The organism is Gammaproteobacteria bacterium (assembly GCA_041395445.1).
Classification (GTDB): Bacteria; Pseudomonadota; Gammaproteobacteria; order Xanthomonadales; family Marinicellaceae; genus NORP309.
The window spans coordinates 134514-152179 of sequence record JAWLAO010000003.1 but is presented as its reverse complement, the minus strand read 5'-3'; the positions used below and the strand labels follow the sequence as shown (position 1 = coordinate 152179).

Sequence of the window (17666 nt, the reverse complement as noted above, 5' to 3'; positions counted from 1 at the left end):
AAATCGCTTTTTGTTAATCTAGCGACAAAACCTGAAACTGAGATATAAAATGTCATTATTTGATATGGTTGCGATTTTATTATCGCTGGCTGCCCTTTTTTCCCTGATTAATTATAAAACCATCAAACTTCCAAACGGCATTGGCATTATGCTAATCGGTTTGTTGATGTCGCTGGCAATTATTGTCGCACACAAAATGGGCTTATACAGTACAGAAAGTGTTCAACATATTTTTGCGCAAATTGATTTTAACGAGGCAGTTCTCAATGGCATGTTGAGTTTCTTGCTTTTTGCAGGTGCATTGCACGTAAATATCAACAAACTGGCTGAACTGGCAGATACCATAGCTATTCTGGCTACCATCGGAATTATGATTTCAGCAGCCATAGTTGCCGTAGTGTCATATTATATTTTTACATTTTTACAAATTGATGTGCCATTTTTGTACTGCCTGGTTTTTGGCGTCTTGATTTCACCTACAGACCCGATTGCAGTGATGGGAATTTTGAAAAAAGTCGGCGCTCCTAAGTCTATAGAAGTCAAAATCACCGGTGAATCATTATTTAACGATGGTGTTGCGGTTGTGTTATTTATCGTCGTTCTGGAACTGGCAACAGGACATAGTGAGGTTTCATTGAGCCACATTAGTTTGCTTTTCGTCAAAGAGGCGATTGGTGGAACGATATATGGTTTGATTATTGGATATGTTGCGTATTTGTTATTAAAATCAATTGATGATTATCAAGTTGAAGTATTAATCACGTTGGCTCTGGTGACCGGTGGATATTCACTAGCACAACATCTGCATATTTCCGGTCCAATTGCGATTGTAGTTGCCGGTTTGATGATTGGGAATAAAGGACGCAGGCTGGCTATGAGTGATAATACTCGTAAAAGACTGGATGATTTTTGGGAGTTGATTGATGAAATACTCAATGCTGTATTGTTCTTACTCATAGGTATTGAGTTGTTAATCATTCAAATTAGTCAGAATTACATTCTTGCTGCTTTATTGATAATCCCAACTGCGTTGGTTGCCAGATTTATAAGTGTCGGACTGCCTGTGGCGATTTTGAAATATAAAAATTCCTACTCACCACACACTGTAAAAATTCTGACATGGGGAGGTTTGCGAGGTGGTATATCTGTAGCATTGGCATTATCACTTCCGGCAGGAACTTGGCGTGACCCGCTACTAACAGCGACTTATGCGGTAGTGATTTTCAGTATTCTGGTTCAGGGATTGACCATTGGTAAAGTTGCAACAATGGCAAACAAATAATTTATGCGTCCAAATCGGGAATTAACAGGCTTTCCAGTCTGGTGATACTGTCTTTAACCCGAAGTTTGCGCTTTTTTAGTCGTTGAATTTTGAGTTGATCCGGGTGCATGGATTCTATCATTTCATGGATGATTTTATCCAAATCACGATGTTCGCTCCTGAGTTCCAATAATTGTATTTCCAGATTTTTTATTTCAAACTCTTGCACTCTTTTATTTACAATCTTTTCAACGAGCATAGAATATATCACATGCAAACAATAAATCAACAACCCAGTAACTCGCTTGATAAAATCCGCCAAAAACTACAACGCAAAACCGGACAAGCCATTGCTGATTTCAACATGATTGAAGAAGGCGATAAAATCATGGTATGTCTTTCCGGCGGCAAAGATTCTTATGCTATGCTGGATATGTTGATGCTGTTGCAAAAAAAAGCTCCAGTTAATTTCAACCTTGTTGCCGTAAATCTGGATCAAAAACAACCTGGTTTTCCTGAACATGTTTTACCCAATTATCTTCAGAAATTGGATATTGAGTATCACATAATTGAGCAAGATACTTACAGCATTGTCAAAGGAATTATCCCCGAAGGCAAAACCACCTGCGGATTATGTTCCAGATTGCGTCGCGGAATTTTGTATTCGTTTGCTGAAGAACATCAATGCACAAAAATTGCACTTGGGCATCATCGTGATGATCGGGTTGAAACTTTGTTTTTAAATATGTTTTTTGGCAGCACTCTCAAATCCATGCCACCAAAACTGTTATCTGATGACGGCAAACACACCGTTATCCGCCCTTTATCCTATTGTGCTGAGAGCGAAATTGAGGAGTATGCCAACGCTGTTAATTTTCCTATCATTCCCTGTAATTTATGCGGTTCGCAGGAAAATTTACAGCGGAAAGCAATAAAAATGATGCTCCAAAACTGGGAGAAAATCCATCCGGGTCGCATTGAAAATATTGCTCGTTCACTCGGCAATGTGGTTCCATCACATTTAGCGGATACAGAGTTATTTAATTTTAACGAAATAAATAATCAGTTCCTGCAAATCATTAAAAACTAAGCTCTGTCCAAACAACGATAAGAAACTGCTTCCAGTATATGGTGCTTTTCGACATTTTCCGAGTGTTCCAGATCGGCAATAGTTCGTGATAATTTCAAAATTCGATGATAAGCCCGAGCCGAGAGTTTGAGTTTCTCAACAATTCCTTCCAGCATTTGCAAATTGTCTTCTGATATATGAATCACTCGCTCCAAATCTTTATTGCCAAGCTGAGCGTTGGTTTGACCAAGATTTCTTTGTAACTGAATTTTTCTGGCAGCTGTCACTCGTTTTCTCACAGTGTCGCTGTTTTCAACACTTTTGCTAGATTTTCTCAGGTCTTTATACGGAATTCTCGCAACTTCCACATGCATGTCAATCCGATCCAGCAAAGGACCGGAAACCTTGGCACGATAGCGTTCAATTTGCATCGCTGAGCAGGAACAAACTCTTTCTTTATCGCCAAAATATCCGCAAGGGCAAGGGTTCATCGCAGCAATCAATTGAAAGTTCGCCGGAAACTCTGCTTGTCTGGCAGCTCTGGATATGGTAACCTTTCCAGACTCAATGGGCTCTCGTAAAACTTCTAAAACTTGACGTGAAAACTCAGGAAGTTCATCTAAAAATAAAATCCCAAAATGGGATAAAGAAATTTCACCCGGCTTAGGATTTGAGCCTCCTCCGACTAGTGCCACAGCGGATGCGGAGTGATGCGGATTACGATAAGGTGGAACAAACCAATCATTGATATCAAAACCTTTGGAACTGATGGATGCAATAGCCGCTGTCTCTAAGGCCTGTTGTTCGGTCAACGGTGGCATGATTCCCTGCATACGACTGGCAAGCATGGTTTTTCCGGTTCCCGGAGGACCAATAAACAACAAGTTATGTCCGCCTGCCGCTGCAATTTCCAAAGCTCTTTTTGCTTGATTTTGTCCTTTGACCTCGGAAATATCAGCAATTGGTTTGATATTAATTTTTTTAGCTTTAACTGCATTTGGCAAATCATCCATTTGGTTGAGCCAGGCACAAACCTGTAACAAATTATCCGCTGTTTTATTCACACCTTCGGAAATCAAAGCGGACTCAGCTCCATTATCTTTGGGAACAACCAAAACACGATTATTTTCAGCAGACTTCACCGCAACCGGCAAAACTCCTCGAACCGCTCGCAATTGCCCTCCTAAAGATAACTCGCCAACAAACTCAGTTTCAGTTAAACGGTCTGAACTCACTTGTCCGGAAGCTACCAAAATACCAATTGCAATCGGCAAATCAAAACGACCTCCTTCCTTTGGTAAATCCGCCGGAGCTAAATTGATAGTGATACGTTGTTGCGGAAACTCGAGATTACTGTTTAAAATAGCAGCTCGAACCCTATCCTTGCTTTCTTTCACTGCCGTTTCGGGCAAACCAACAATGGACAAACCCGGTAAACCACGAGATAAATGCACCTCCACCCGCACCAAAGGAGCATCAATACCGTTTTGTGCACGGGAATAAACCACAGCCAGTTTTGCCATTATTTCTTTCTCTAAATCAAACCAGCAGGTATTTTATTGATTTAATTGGTTTTCAAGATAGAGGAGATTTCCTAATTGTTTGTAGGAAAATCAATATTGTTTATATCAGGAGTTAGTCCAGCATTGCTCTCAAAGCAGCAAGGTTTGCCAGTTTTTTCTGTTTTTTTTCGTCTTCGCTTTCTTCGGGTTTAACTCCATAGCCTTGGATATGTGAGTTTGGGAGTTCATCCAAAAAACGGCTGGGACCGGTTTCGAAATCTTCATCAAGGGCAAATTTATTTTTGCGTTTTTTGACATAACTGATATGCAGGTTTCGCATGGCGCGGGTCATGCCGACATACATCAGGCGGCGTTCTTCTTCGATGGTGTCTTCTTCAATGGAGTTGCGATGCGGAAGAATTCCTTCTTCAACACCAATGAGATAGACGTGACCGAACTCAAGCCCTTTGGCAGCGTGTAAAGTCATCATTTGCACGGCATCATCCGTATTTGTATCTTCCTTATTGCTTTGTAAGCTCAGTTGGTTCGCTACTTCTAAAAGACCGATTGGCTCTTTTTGACAAAAAGCTCGTATCCATTTTTGAAAATCCTTGACCAACTTGGTACGGTTTTGCCGACTGGTTTTATCTTTGGATGTTTGTTCAATCCATGATAAATAATCGGTCTTGTCAACCAGCTCATCAACCGCTTTATCGGCAGAGGTATTTGCAAGCACTTTCTTTTGCAAAGAATTGATAAGCTGGTGAAATTCTTTTAGTTTCAAAGCAGTTCTTGATGAAATATTTGCCAAAATTTCATCACTGTTAGCTGCTTTGAAATATCCGATACCTGCACGTTCAGCGGATTGAGCCAAAGAAGCCAGCGAGGAAGAGCCGATTCCGCGACGCGGAATATTAACAATCCGTAAGAATGCAGCATTGTCTTTGGGATTGCATAAAAGCCGGATATACGCCATCAGGTCTCTGATTTCGGTAAAATCAAAAAACGAGCGTCCTCCACTAATCTCATAGGGAATGTTATTTCCACGGAAGATTTGTTCCACAATTTTTGCCTGATGATTGGAACGATAGAGAACGGCATAATCGGCATAACGGTTTTTTTTGAGCATTTTCTGATATTCAATATCGGCAGCCAATTGCACGGCTTCGGCTTCGGGAGATTCAAAATTTGAAACTTTAATTAAATCGCCGCCGCCCAAATCACTCCATAATTTTTTCTCAAATTCATGAGGGTTATGTTTAATCACATCATGGGCGGCTGAAAGAATTGTCTGTGTGGAACGATAATTTTGCTCCAGTTTCACTACTTTTAAATCCGGAAAATCTTGCTTTAAAAGATTGAGGTTCTCTGCTTGTGCGCCACGCCAACCGTATATGGATTGATCATCATCGCCAACGCAAATGATATTCCGGTGTTTTCCACCAAGCATTTTCAACAAGTTATATTGGCTGCCGTTGGTATCCTGATATTCATCGACCAAAATAAACTGCATTTTTTCCTGCCAACGAGATAAAACCTCAGGATTGCTTTGTAAAAGTTTTAAAGGTTGTAAGATTAAATCATCAAAATCCAAAGCGTTAAAATCAATCAACCTTTGCTGGTACTGTTGATAAATCTGCTGAATCGCTAAATGCTGAGTTTGTACTTCATCGGCTAACAATCCTTCATTTTTCCAGCCCGAAATTTGCCACTGAACCCTGTTGATTTGTTCTCTGTTGCTACCTTTGGGTAATAACTCCTTGATGATGTTATGAGTCTCCGAACTATCAAAAATACTGAAACCATGACGATAGTGGCTGTGTTTGATTTCTTCACGAATAATTCTCATGCCCAGAGAGTGAAATGTGGAGATATTTAGTGATTCACCTTCGGATAGACGAATCATTTTTCCGGCTCGTTGAGCCATTTCTTTGGCGGCCTTATTGGTGAACGTAATAGCGAAAATGTTGAAGTGTTTTATTTGTTTGTTACCAATCAAATAAGCAATTTTTTCGGTGATAACTCGTGTTTTTCCACAGCCGGCACCTGCCAGAACCAAAAGTGGCCCGTCACAATAATTGACCGCAGATTGTTGTTGTGGATTGAGCATTTAAAGATTTTTAAAAAAGACGGGGATTATAGCAAACTCAGCAAAAAAGTGGCGACAGTATTTTTCAGGTTTATAATGATTTCAAACATTCACTTTGATATACTTTTGTTTGCTGTCAATCATACTCAACTCAATGCTGAAATTTGTTCTTAAACGCATCGGCGGAGCCATTCCAACCTTGCTGATATTGATTACAGTGACGTTTTTTCTGATACGGGTTGCCCCTGGTGGTCCTTTTGATTCAGAAAAAGATTTGCCACCGGAAATTCAACAAAAACTGGAAGCCAAGTACCATTTGGATGAATCTCTTCATCAACAATATTTTCGCTATTTGGGAAATATCATCCAAGGTGATTTTGGTCCGTCATTTCAGTATAAAGATTTCACCGTAACGGAATTGATTGCTCAAGGATTTCCGATTTCACTCACAATAGGCGGTTTGGCATTGATATTTGCTTTTTTTGTCGGAATTAGCATTGGTACTATTGCCGCGGTGAAACAAAACTCTTGGGTGGATTATTTACTCATGTCGAGTGCGATGACGGGTGTTTCTATCCCAAATTTTGTGGTTGCACCGTTATTGATTTTACTGTTTGCTATCAATTTTGATGTGTTTCCTGCCGGTGGTTGGGGCGATGGAAACTTTGAATATCTGGTTTTGCCGGTTTTTGCATTGTCATTACGATACATCGCCTATATTGCCCGTTTGATGCGTGGCTCAATGATTGAAGTGCTTGCCAGCGATTACATTCGCACGGCAAAGGCGAAAGGACTGTCAATGACACAAGTTATTTTGAAACATGCTCTGAAACCATCTTTGATGCCGATTATTTCCTATCTCGGGCCGGCAGCTGCCGGAATCACAACCGGATCGGTGGTAATTGAGAAAATTTTCGGGGTTCCGGGACTTGGCAGATATTTTGTTTTAGCGGCTTTGAATCGTGATTACACATTAGTCATGGGCGTAGTTATTTTTATCGGTGTAATGGTTGTTTTGTTTAATTTAATCGTCGATATTTTATACGCCTGGCTTGATCCCAAATTACGAGTGCAAAACCAATGATGTTTGGTAAAAAAAGTCTATTATTAGGGCTTGCTGAAACTTTGCCGAATGAAAATCAAGGCAAGAGTTTAATGTTTTATGCATTGCAAAGACTCAGAAAAAACAAACTGGCTGTTGCCGGTTTTGTGGTTTTAATTCTGATGACTTTGGCTGTCCTGATTGGTCCTTTTTTCTCACCTTATGAAATTGAATTCATTGATTGGGAAAACATGTCCATTCCACCAAATTCTGAGACACAACATTATTTTGGCACTGATGCTCTGGGTCGGGATTTGTTTGCCCGCACCTTGCATGGAGGAAGAATTTCGTTGTTGGTGGGAATTGTTGCCACAGCCGTGAGTCTTGTTATTGGCGTGACTTATGGTGCGATTGCCGGTTATTTTGGTGGGAAAGTTGATAGTGTAATGATGCGGATTGTGGATATTCTCTATGCGTTGCCTTTTATGTTTTTGGTAATAATGCTAATGGTGGTTTTTGGCAGGAATATTTTTTTGATATTCGCAGCGATAGGCGGATATATCTGGCTGGATATGGCACGAATCGTTCGAGGGCAAACTCTCACTCTCAAGAATAAAGAATTTATCGAATCAGCCATTGCCATTGGTGCATCCACACCGGCAATTATCTTTCGACATATCATCCCAAATCTCTTGGGAATCGTGGTGGTTTATGTCACCCTAACCGTGCCACAGGTGATTCTGGTGGAATCATTCCTCAGCTTTTTAGGACTAGGAGTTCAGGAACCCTTCACATCATGGGGCGCACTAGTCAACGAAGGCGCCCAAGACATGGAAATCGCTCCCTGGTCGTTGATATTTCCCGCATCTTTTCTAGCTGTGACCTTGTTCTGTTTTAACTTTATAGGTGATGGTTTGAGAGATGCTTTAGATCCGAGGGAGAAGTGAACACTCTTAATCGTTTTGTGATGTACATTTTCGAGCCAACCACAGAGCCTTTAACTTCTCAACTGGCATTGCTGGTTTAGTTTTATGGAGCATAGCGTGGCAATTTGGACATACAGGCTTGAGATCTTTTACCGGGTTAACAACGTAAGTTTCACCAATATATGCCAAATCAATCTCATGGTGTACGTGAATATAGCCAATGCCAAGGTCTCCAAAATGTTTATGAAAATTGAAGCCACATATATAACAATTATTTCCATAATGTTCTATGCATTGAGTTCTTGCTTTAGAGTTGCGTTCATATGCATTTACAGTAACCTGTCTTTTGGCTCCTTCTATTAGTCCATCACCTATAACTTCATCTGGGTAGGATATTCCTGGAGATTCTAGTTGATGTTTTTTCAAAAATTCGCCAACAAGCTCATGAGTTTTCACCTGTTTACCGCGCCCAAGAGCATTGTAGTACTGAACATGAGAGATAACTACTTCAAGAGCCTGTAGGAGTTTTTGTTTACCAAAATCCTTATAAATGTTCTAAGTAAACTTTTGTACCCTGTAGATTCATTGTACGTTTATAGGTAACACCATTCATAATGTAACGAAAATTTTGAATATAATCTTGAGCAGATCCAGTACCCATAATTTCATTTTTGACTGCTAGCTCAACTGCTTTTTTTCTAGATATTTTTCCATGATAAACATCACGGGCTAAATCATAGACTTGAAGTACTGCCTCTTTAGTAATTTTCAAAATTGTCTCCTACCACATAATCTAGACTAATCTGTTAGTGTAGTGGTCTAATAAACTCGGACACATTTTTAGCCTATATAATACTGAAAACAGAGGTTAGATAATGTCAAAGAAACAAAGATTATCATTTACGGTTGAGCAGCGTCGTGATTATGCCAAATTGATGGTTGAAGAAGGTTATACCTACAAGCAAGTCATGGATATATCAGGTGCAGGTCAAACAGCGGTCAGTCGCTGGAAAAAGCAATATATTGATGAAATTCACGGAAAAACACCCCAAGGAACTCAAGCAATGACAGCTGAGCAACAAGAAATCCAAAGGCTGAAAAAAGAATTATGGCGTGCCAAAAGAGACAATGAAATACTAAAAAAGGCCGCAGCCATCTTTGTTCGAAAGGATTAAGTCAAATGATTAAAAAAATAAAGATGGCGCACCCAAAATATCAGACCAAAGAACTTTGCGAAGTGTTTAGCGTTCCAACCAGTACGTATTACGACCAAGTCAAAGAAAAGCCCATATCTGCGAAAAAGCAACAAATGCTTCGTATCATCAAACAAACGGCTATTGAAACCAATCACAGTTACGGCAAACGCAGAATGAAAAAGCAACTAAACAATGAAGGATTCAATATTGGCAAATACAAAGCAGCCAGTCTCATGAAAGAGGCAAACATTGTAGCAATCAGGCCTAAGAAAAAGCACCAATACCCTGATGGTGGCATCAGTAATACAAAAGTTGGAAACGTCTTAAATCGACAGTTTAATCAGCCACAGGCCAACACTCATTGGGTCACAGACATCACTTATATACGAAACCACCAATGCTGGAGTTACCTGGCTGCCGTACTTGATTTGGGTGCCAAAGAAATTGTAGGCTGGGCACTGTCAAAGACACCAGATGCACAGCTTGCCACCTTGGCATTGAAAAATGCCATCAATCGTAAGCGACCAATGACCAGCAACTTGCTGGTTCATTCAGATCAAGGCACGCAATACACATCAAACATGTTTGATGTGTATTGCGACCAACTCAAAATAATCAGAAGTATGAGCCGCAGAGGTAATTGTTGGGACAATGCAGTTATGGAACGTTTTTTTAGAAATCTGAAAACAGAAAGGTTGAACACATTAAGCTTTATTAATCATGAAGCAGTGATTGCTGAAGTTGAGAGTTATATCTACTTTTACAACTACAAAAGGCTGAACTCAGCAATTGGATACACAACACCAAACAAAAAATATAACGAATTAAAAAAGCAGCCTAAAAATGTGTCCGGAAAAACTTGACCATTACATAGATTTCTCTTAGTCATGATTAGATATATAAAGGCTTAACTTGTGCTGTGACTGCTGAAAAGTGACCAGCCGTTTTGATTTTTTTGTCAAATTTTTCTCCGCTTTGATTTAGTTATCATCAGTTTATGATAATTAAAACAATCGGTCAAACAAAAGATTTAAATTACAGAACTGCTAAAATATCCCCATGCACTCTCTTAAAAGCGCTACTGTCCGGTTAAAATTAATTTTCACAACTTTGCTCTGTTATCCTGAACGAATGTGAAGGATCTTCTTGGGCTGTCGTGACTTTTGATAGTTTAATAGAGACTTTGTTTTGTAGATTCTTCATCGTTACACTCTTCAGAATGACAGTTAGTGTGATCCACTATTCATAAATTATTAATTTGGGAAAAAGATACAAAACATCTCCTTGTAATACATTCGAAGTGCGAAACAACTGATACAATAATAAACCTGCAATCGACAAATATGCTACAATCCATATCAGTTTGAAAAATCTATTTTTATGAAAAATCCGTTTAATATTCCTGATCCTGAATTTGCTGAACAAGTTGAAAAATATCCGAACCCTATTCCCAGCCGGACGGCGATTTTGGATTTCTTAAAAACCAAGAAAAAACTTTTGTCTTTGCAAAAAATTGCCGACCGCATTGGAATTCAGAATGAAGAGCAACTGGATGGTTTGAATAAAAGGCTTAGTGCCATGATTAGTGATGGTTCTTTGTTTATCAATCGCCGGGGTGGATATGGTGTCAGGGAAAAAACTGATTTAATCAAAGGTGTTGTTCAGGCTCATTCCGATGGGTTTGGTTTTTTAATTTCTCCGGAGCTTGAGGAAGACAGTTTTATTTTGCCGAGTGAGATGCGAAAAGTGATGGATGGCGATACCGTGCTTGCCAGCTTGCAATCCGGACGTCGGAAGAATAAGCAGGATGCATTTATTGTCGAAATTCTGGAAAGAGCGCACACAACCATTGCCGGTCGATTTTTTCACAAACAAGGTCAGGGAATTGTCGAACCGGATAATAATGCCATTGATGATATTATTATTCCATCCGGTTATGAGGCAACAGCTAATGATGGTGACTATGTCACAGCCATGATTACCGAATATCCTAATCGAAAACATCCGGCTTTTGGCGAAGTGATAGCGGTTTTGGGACAAAAACTGGATTCCAAATTAGCGATGCAATTAACGATTGCGTCGCAAAATTTACCTCATGAATGGCCGGAAAATTTTGACGATGTGGTTTCCTACATACCTAATCATGTCACCGAAGAAGATATTGCCGAAGATGTTGTCGATTTGCGAGAAACACCTTTGGTGACAATTGATGGAGAAGATGCCAGAGATTTTGACGATGCGGTTTATGCAAAGAAAAACGATAAAGGCTGGAATTTATTGGTGGCGATTGCGGATGTTTCGAAATATGTTCCGCCGAATAGCGAAATCGATAAAGAGGCTTATAAACGCGGAACGTCGGTGTATTTCCCCGGAAAAGTGATTCCGATGTTGCCACTTGAGTTGTCTAATGGCATTTGTTCGCTCAATCCCCATGTCGATCGCATGTGTATGGTTTGTGATATGCAAATCAATTCAGCCGGACAAATTGAGTCGTATAAATTCTATCGGGGTGTGATGCATTCTCATGCACGAATCACTTACAAACAATGCTGGAATTATTTATCGGAAGGCGAGAAACCCGCTAAATGGGACGAAACAGTCTCTCCGGCATTGGACACCATGTACGAGTTATACAAAGTAATGGCGGTTGCCAGAGAAACGCGCGGAGCGATTACTTTCAGCTCAACCGATGTGCAAATCAGTATTGGTGAAGACGGACAGGTGTCTGATATTCAACCTTATCAACGTAATGATTCGCATAAATTGATTGAGGAATTCATGATTGCTGCCAATATCTGTGCAGCAAAATATATTGAAAAGCACCAAGTTCCTTCGGCATATCGTGTTCATGATGCTCCGCCATTGAACAAACTGACAGATTTAAAAGCATTTTTATTATCGCTGGGAATTAAACCGGGGTTCAGCGACCCGGTTTCTCCGCATGATTTTGAACGAATTATTGAACTGGTGAAAAACCGTGACGATAAGTCTTTGATTGAAAGCGTGCTGTTACGTTCTCAAAGCCTTGCCAGTTATGAATCAGTCAACAAGGGTCATTTTGGGCTTTCATTGACGCATTATGCTCACTTTACCTCGCCGATTCGTCGATATCCTGATTTAATGGTACACCGGGCGATTGATTACATCGTTAAAACCAGCAAGCCGAAACGATTTATTTATTCGCCGGAAAAAGCAGAAGCTATGTGTGTTCAATGTTCACACAATGAGCGACGTGCTGAAAATGCTTCTCGCGATGTAGATTCTCGTCTCAAATGCATGTATATGCAAAATTATATTGGCGAAGAATTTACCGGTAAAATTTCAGGCGTGGTGCATTTTGGCGTTTTTGTGACGCTGGATAACGTGATGGTTGATGGCTTGATTCATGTCACATCATTGCCAAATGACTATTATCATCATGATAGCATTCAACACAAACTGGTCGGACAACGCTCCGGATCTAAATTTCAATTAGCAGATAAGGTTCGGATTAAAGTTGCCGGTGTTTCAGTTGATGAACGAAAAATTGATTTTGAGTTTGTGGGAAAGTTGTAAGAATTTATTGAGAAGTTATTTTTTTACCATGTAGTGCATTAAGGTCATGAAGTTTGATGAAAGTCTCTATACTATAGGGATGATGGCGAATTCTTGAGCAAGCCAAACTAAAAAAACTTGTCATTTCGACCGAGCGTAGCGAGTGGAGAAATCTCTAACCCCAAAGCCACTTAAACTAAGTTCCTCGGATTACTTCGTCTACTCGGAATGACACATCATTCATATCTTCAGGTTCTTCATGGTTCATATCAAAACATTCCAGTTTCCAGTTTGGCAGCTTCTGACATCATGGACTTATCCCAGGGTGGGTCGAATGTGATTTTACACTCGACATCATCAATTTTCTGGATGAGTTTGATTTTGGTTTTGGCGTCTGTCAATAAAACATCGCCCATTCCGCAACCGGGTGCTGTCAGTGTCATTTCAACAAAGGCATCATATTTACCTTTCTCGTTTTCGTTTACTTCACATTTGTAAACGAGCCCCAATTCCACAATACTGACAGGAATTTCAGGGTCATAAACATTATTCAATTGTTCCCAAACTGCTTCTTCAATTTCATCTTTGTTAGCATTTTCCTTAATCTGCGGTAATGGCATGGGCTCTTTGCCAAGTGCATCCGCATTGTGCCCCAGGATCATGAACATGCTTCCATCAATAAAAACAGTAAAGCTCCCGCCTAAAGACTGAGTGATATAACCGACGGTTCCGGCTGGCAGGTTGATTGATTGCCCATCAGGAACAATGATGGCTTCAACATCTCTTTCCAGTTTAAAAGGTTCGCTGTTCAGACTGTACATGAATGGTTTTGGATTAAAAAAGCTGAATTTTAACTGACTTTATTAACTCATGTCAGGATTTTTGACCCAAGTTGCCACATTCTCTTTATTCTGAGATTGCAAACCGCTAATTACACCTTGACGATTTTCCTCATTATGGTTCTGACTCATTTTAGATTGTCCGCTCATGTTGGTAATCTCCATTTCAAAGCCAACAATTGCAGGCAACATGGATTTGATATAATCCTCAGGTGCTTCGGATAAATGCCAGGGTTTTGGCATATTTTGTTCATTAAAATTGCTGAGATTTGTCAAATGTTCTAAAAGCCAATCTTTATCATGAATAAACTTTATCAGTCCGCGAGCATGGACAGCTGTGTAGTTCCAGGTTGGAACTGCTTTATGATCCCGTTTTTTTGATGGATACCAATTGGGAGAAATGTAAGACTGTGGACCTGTAAAAATAGCGACCGATTCTTTTTCAGCCTGATAATCTTTCCACATATTGTTTGCTTTAGCAATATGACCTTGTAAAACATTTGAGTTTTGTCTTGTTTTTAATAAAAGGGGAATGTGATTTACAGTCAGGCCGTTTTCAGATTGAGTAACGATTGTTGCGAGCGGATCATTTCTAATGAACTCTAGCATTCCGTTATTATCTTTTTGTTTAAAATATGGTGGCTGAAACATAATTTATCCTATACAATTTAAGACCAGTTTAACTTAGAGGGTGCGTAAATGGTTAATAAATTCTTAAAAAGTAGTGTCGTTCTGGCATTGCTTGGAGTTCTTTCTACTGCGAATGCAGAACAGGTTGTTGCAACCAAACAATCAGCAGAGTCTGTGAAGAATGCTTTGTCCAATCAGAACAATCTGATTTTAGCTGTGGGTGCTTTTGATCCAAAGTTTGATCAACTGGATTTTTCAAATACCGGTTTGTCGAATTTGTCGCTGAATAATTATGGTATTGTTCAATTTAATGATAGAAAGGCAGATTTTAATTGGCTGCAAAAAAAGGGTTTTAAGGTTTTACAAAGCCTTAGTCACAATGCTTATGTGGTTGATTGGAGGAATTCTGATAAGAGTCTCTTAGACCAGAATAATAACATTCGCTGGTACGGAGCTTATCAAAGTGGGTTTAAAGTTTCTCCAGATTTATGGGATTCTCAGAGAGCCGGGCAATCAGTGTATCATTTGTCAGTACATAGTTTTAAAAGTGTTGACGAGTCCATTCTGAGAGGATTGGTAAAAAAATATCTCCCTAATGAAAAAATAGTCTCAAGCAATATTCCTTCAGGCTATAACCAAATCGTTATAGAGGTTTCCGGAAACCGTATTTCTCAGGCTCTGAACGCACTTTCTTCTTTAGAAGATATTCAATGGGTTGCTCCCTATTATCAGGAAACCTTTTTCAATACCGAAGCTGTTTCTGCGATTCAGGCGACATCAGCTTCAGGTGGAACCTCCAGTAACGATACTTACAGACCATCTCCAACACCAATCTGGGATCAGGGTCTTTGGGGAACCGGTCAGATTGTTGGTATTGCTGATTCCGGCCTTGATCGCAATGAAGACTGGTTTGTACACTTGGATAAAGGTTCGGGAGTGGTTTCTGCGATAACAGATGCCGAAGATGTGGATCCACCAACTGTTGGCACAACACATCCAAATAATAAAATATTTGCATATTGGACCATGCCCGGTGCAGCCGCCTATGACAACGGAACCTTTCATGGCACACACACTACAGGTTCAATTGCCGGTGATCGCGCCAATCAAGTTGGTAGTTTAACTGAAACTCCACCAGCAAGTGCATCGAGTCCATCAGCTCATGGTTATGACAACGACGATGGTATGGCACCCAATGCACAAATTTTATTCAATGATATTGGCAGCAATTCCGGTCTGACCGGTACCGGGTCCACTCCAATGTGGCAACAAGCCTATGCAGCCGGCGTATTTATTCACTCAAATAGTTATGGTTCTTCGAGCTTAGGTGAATATATTGGTTCGGATGCTCGTGCGGATGAAGCCTTGCGAGAACTGGATGATATGATTATTTTATTTGCGGCAGGTAATGATGATGGTCAAGTCAACTCTGTATCATCTCCAGGCAATGCTAAGAATGTGGTTTCAGTTGGTGCATTGTTACATGGCAATAGCACCTCAGTTGCTTCTTTCTCGAATAAAGGTCCTACTGATGATGGTCGTTTAAAGCCGGATATCTCAGCGACAGGCAGTAGCATTGAGTCGGCAGCCGGCGATACAAATAAAGCCAATGTCATTGACGCACCATCCAGAAGAACAACCAGTGGCACCTCAATGTCAACACCAATTACTGCCGGTGGTACCGCATTATTAAGGCAATATTTTACCGATGGCTTTTATCCGACCGGTACTGCAAATGCTGGAGATGCTCATAAACCAAGCGGCACACTTATGAAAGCGATGCTGCTCAATGGCACGCGAACTGACGGCGGATTCTTTACCAATCAGATTGGCTGGGGGCGTGTTTGGTTGGAAAATACTCTCTATTTCGATGGTGATAATCGCAGATTCAGATTTTGGGAATTCACCAATGAAAATGGTCTGTCCACAGGGGAGCAATTTAATGTTGAAGTCACAGTTCAAGCAGGTGAAGAGTTCAGAGCAACTTTAGTTTGGTATGATGTTCCCGGCCCGACTGGATCAGGCGTGACACTTGTGAATAATCTGGACCTATCTGTTGATGCCGGTGGAAATACCTATCTGGCAAATAATTTTTCAGGAAATAATTCGGCAACCGGAGGTTCAGCTGATTCGATTAACTCTGTAGAGCAAATTCGTTTTTCTGCACCGGCAACAGGAACATACACAATCAATGTTGATGCTACGAATATTCCGGGCGATGGAACTTTTGGATCAGACAAACAGGGATTTGCTTTGGTTGTTTCCGGAGACTTGGCATCCGGCGGTGCTGTTCCTGCGAACCCAACCGACCCAACCAACCTGATGGTAACTTCAAATACACCTTCGGGAATTTCACTCGCTTGGTCAGATGTTTCTGCCGATTATAGCTATTATGAAATTTATCGTACAGAAGGGAGTTGCGCAACAGCTGATTTGACAGCAATGAGATTTGTAGGTATCAGAGGAACAAATAATTTTACCGATGATACGACTGTTGGTGGTTATCAATACGCTTATAAAGTCAGAGCCTATTCGGATGATTTAGTGAGTTCCTACACCAATTGTGTTGATGCTACATCAACTCAAATTTGCTCACTGCAACCTTCGTTTGAATCTTCAAGTGTTTTAGTAGGATCAAATAGTGGAGCCAACTGCCATGTGAGTCTGACATGGAATGCCGCAACCTCAAATTGTCCGGCAGCTAATGATGTGAAATACAATATCTATCGTAATACATCGCATAACTTCACACCCGCACCGGGTAATTTACTGACGACAACCGCTGCTAATGCCACAGGTTTTATTGACAATGTTAATGTGACACCTAACCAAGTCTACTATTATATTGTCAAAGCAGAAGACACAACTGCTGATGGTAGTGGTCCAAACGGAGGAAATGAAACCGGCGAAGTGTTTGAAGTGGTTGCAACGGCACTTGGGTTGCCGGGTACAGAAGGAAGTTTCACCGATGATGTGGATAATCTTGCGGTTATGAGATTAGGTTCCGTTTGGTCGGTCAGTAATGAGCAATCCTCCAATGGTTTGCTGAGTTATCGGAGTGCTGCTGAAGGTAGTAACACTTATACACCAAACACCTGCGGCAGAATGCACTCTCAGGAGTTTACAATTCCTGCAAGTCCTTCATCAACTCCTAATCTAACCTATCAAGCAAGATACAATATCGAAGCCGATTGGGACGGAGTGGTTGTTGAAATTTCAACTGATGGCGGTAGTAACTGGACGGATTTACCACCAAATGGCGGTTATCCGAATGATTTTTCAAGCACAGGTTCTCCACCGATCAACGCTTGCGGGTACATTGCATCACAAGGTGCGTTCAATGGATCATCTGCCGGTTTTCAAAGTGTGACACATGATTTATCCGCTTATAATGGACAAACGGTTCAAGTCAGATGGAGCCTGTCAACTGACCCGGGTTCAGAGGAAGAGGGTTTTTATCTCGATGAACTTCAATATAATAATATCTCTGTTCCTCAATCTTGTAATACTGTTGGGGATTTGATTTTTATGAACGGATTTGAATAAATTTTTCACACAAGGTGGCAACTCTGTTGGAG

At 40.5% G+C, this 17666-nt stretch carries 13 protein-coding genes and 1 pseudogene; 7 read left to right on the top strand and 7 right to left on the bottom strand.

Going from position 1 to position 17666, the window contains the following annotated elements; translation table 11 throughout:
* Positions 1-49 precede the first annotated feature (49 nt).
* On the top strand, positions 50-1282 hold the full coding sequence (locus R3F25_06315) for a sodium:proton antiporter (GenBank protein MEZ5496428.1): 1233 nt from the start codon (positions 50-52) through the stop codon (positions 1280-1282).
* 1 nt (position 1283) lies between these two features.
* Here the strand turns inward: R3F25_06315 and R3F25_06310 are convergent, their stop codons facing one another.
* Positions 1284-1520, bottom strand: coding sequence for a DUF465 domain-containing protein (locus R3F25_06310; protein ID MEZ5496427.1), 237 nt, complete (start codon positions 1518-1520; stop codon positions 1284-1286).
* Positions 1521-1532: 12 nt separating this feature from the next.
* Here R3F25_06310 and ttcA point away from each other — a divergent pair, with 12 nt between their 5' ends.
* Complete coding sequence (gene ttcA, locus R3F25_06305) at positions 1533-2351, top strand: tRNA 2-thiocytidine(32) synthetase TtcA (protein ID MEZ5496426.1); 819 nt, start codon at positions 1533-1535, stop codon at positions 2349-2351.
* Here ttcA and R3F25_06300 read toward each other — a convergent pair.
* Positions 2348-3853 (bottom strand): YifB family Mg chelatase-like AAA ATPase, encoded by a 1506-nt coding sequence (locus tag R3F25_06300; protein ID MEZ5496425.1) that lies wholly within the window; start codon positions 3851-3853, stop codon positions 2348-2350. The two genes, ttcA and R3F25_06300, sit on opposite strands and share 4 nt — an antisense overlap.
* A 112-nt stretch (positions 3854-3965) precedes the next feature.
* Positions 3966-5942 (bottom strand): UvrD-helicase domain-containing protein, encoded by a 1977-nt coding sequence (locus tag R3F25_06295; GenBank protein MEZ5496424.1) that lies wholly within the window; start codon positions 5940-5942, stop codon positions 3966-3968.
* Positions 5943-6075: 133 nt separating this feature from the next.
* On the opposite strand from R3F25_06295, the gene oppB reads away from it, so the two are divergent.
* Together oppB and R3F25_06285 are read left to right on the top strand one after the other, a co-directional pair.
* Complete coding sequence (gene oppB / locus R3F25_06290; protein MEZ5496423.1) at positions 6076-7005, top strand: oligopeptide ABC transporter permease OppB; 930 nt, start codon at positions 6076-6078, stop codon at positions 7003-7005.
* Positions 7002-7910, top strand: coding sequence for an ABC transporter permease subunit (locus R3F25_06285; protein MEZ5496422.1), 909 nt, complete (start codon positions 7002-7004; stop codon positions 7908-7910). Before oppB ends, R3F25_06285 begins: the two co-directional genes overlap by 4 nt.
* 6 nt (positions 7911-7916) lie before the next feature.
* Here R3F25_06285 and R3F25_06280 read toward each other — a convergent pair whose 3' ends face one another.
* Together R3F25_06280 and R3F25_06275 are read right to left on the bottom strand one after the other, a co-directional pair.
* Positions 7917-8345, bottom strand: a complete 429-nt coding sequence (locus R3F25_06280; GenBank protein MEZ5496421.1) for an HNH endonuclease — start codon at positions 8343-8345, stop codon at positions 7917-7919.
* Between the two features lie 88 nt (positions 8346-8433).
* The gene (locus tag R3F25_06275; protein MEZ5496420.1) at positions 8434-8661 is read right to left on the bottom strand and encodes a hypothetical protein; all 228 of its coding nucleotides are present in this window, start codon (positions 8659-8661) and stop codon (positions 8434-8436) included.
* Positions 8662-8764: 103 nt separating this feature from the next.
* On the opposite strand from R3F25_06275, the pseudogene R3F25_06270 reads away from it, so the two are divergent.
* Positions 8765-9948 (top strand): annotated as a pseudogene (locus R3F25_06270) (IS3 family transposase).
* Positions 9949-10465: 517 nt separating this feature from the next.
* Positions 10466-12640, top strand: coding sequence for a ribonuclease R (rnr, locus tag R3F25_06265; protein ID MEZ5496419.1), 2175 nt, complete (start codon positions 10466-10468; stop codon positions 12638-12640).
* A 248-nt stretch (positions 12641-12888) separates the two neighbouring features.
* On the opposite strand, the gene sufT is transcribed toward rnr, so the two are convergent.
* Positions 12889-13440, bottom strand: a complete 552-nt coding sequence (gene sufT, locus R3F25_06260; GenBank protein MEZ5496418.1) for a putative Fe-S cluster assembly protein SufT — start codon at positions 13438-13440, stop codon at positions 12889-12891.
* Between the two features lie 42 nt (positions 13441-13482).
* The gene (locus R3F25_06255) at positions 13483-14109 is read right to left on the bottom strand and encodes an FMN-binding negative transcriptional regulator (GenBank protein MEZ5496417.1); all 627 of its coding nucleotides are present in this window, start codon (positions 14107-14109) and stop codon (positions 13483-13485) included.
* Positions 14110-14157: 48 nt separating this feature from the next.
* On the opposite strand from R3F25_06255, the gene R3F25_06250 reads away from it, so the two are divergent.
* Positions 14158-17634: a S8 family serine peptidase gene (locus tag R3F25_06250; protein MEZ5496416.1), complete on the top strand. Its 3477-nt coding sequence runs from the start codon at positions 14158-14160 to the stop codon at positions 17632-17634.
* The last annotated feature ends 32 nt before the right edge of the window (positions 17635-17666 follow it).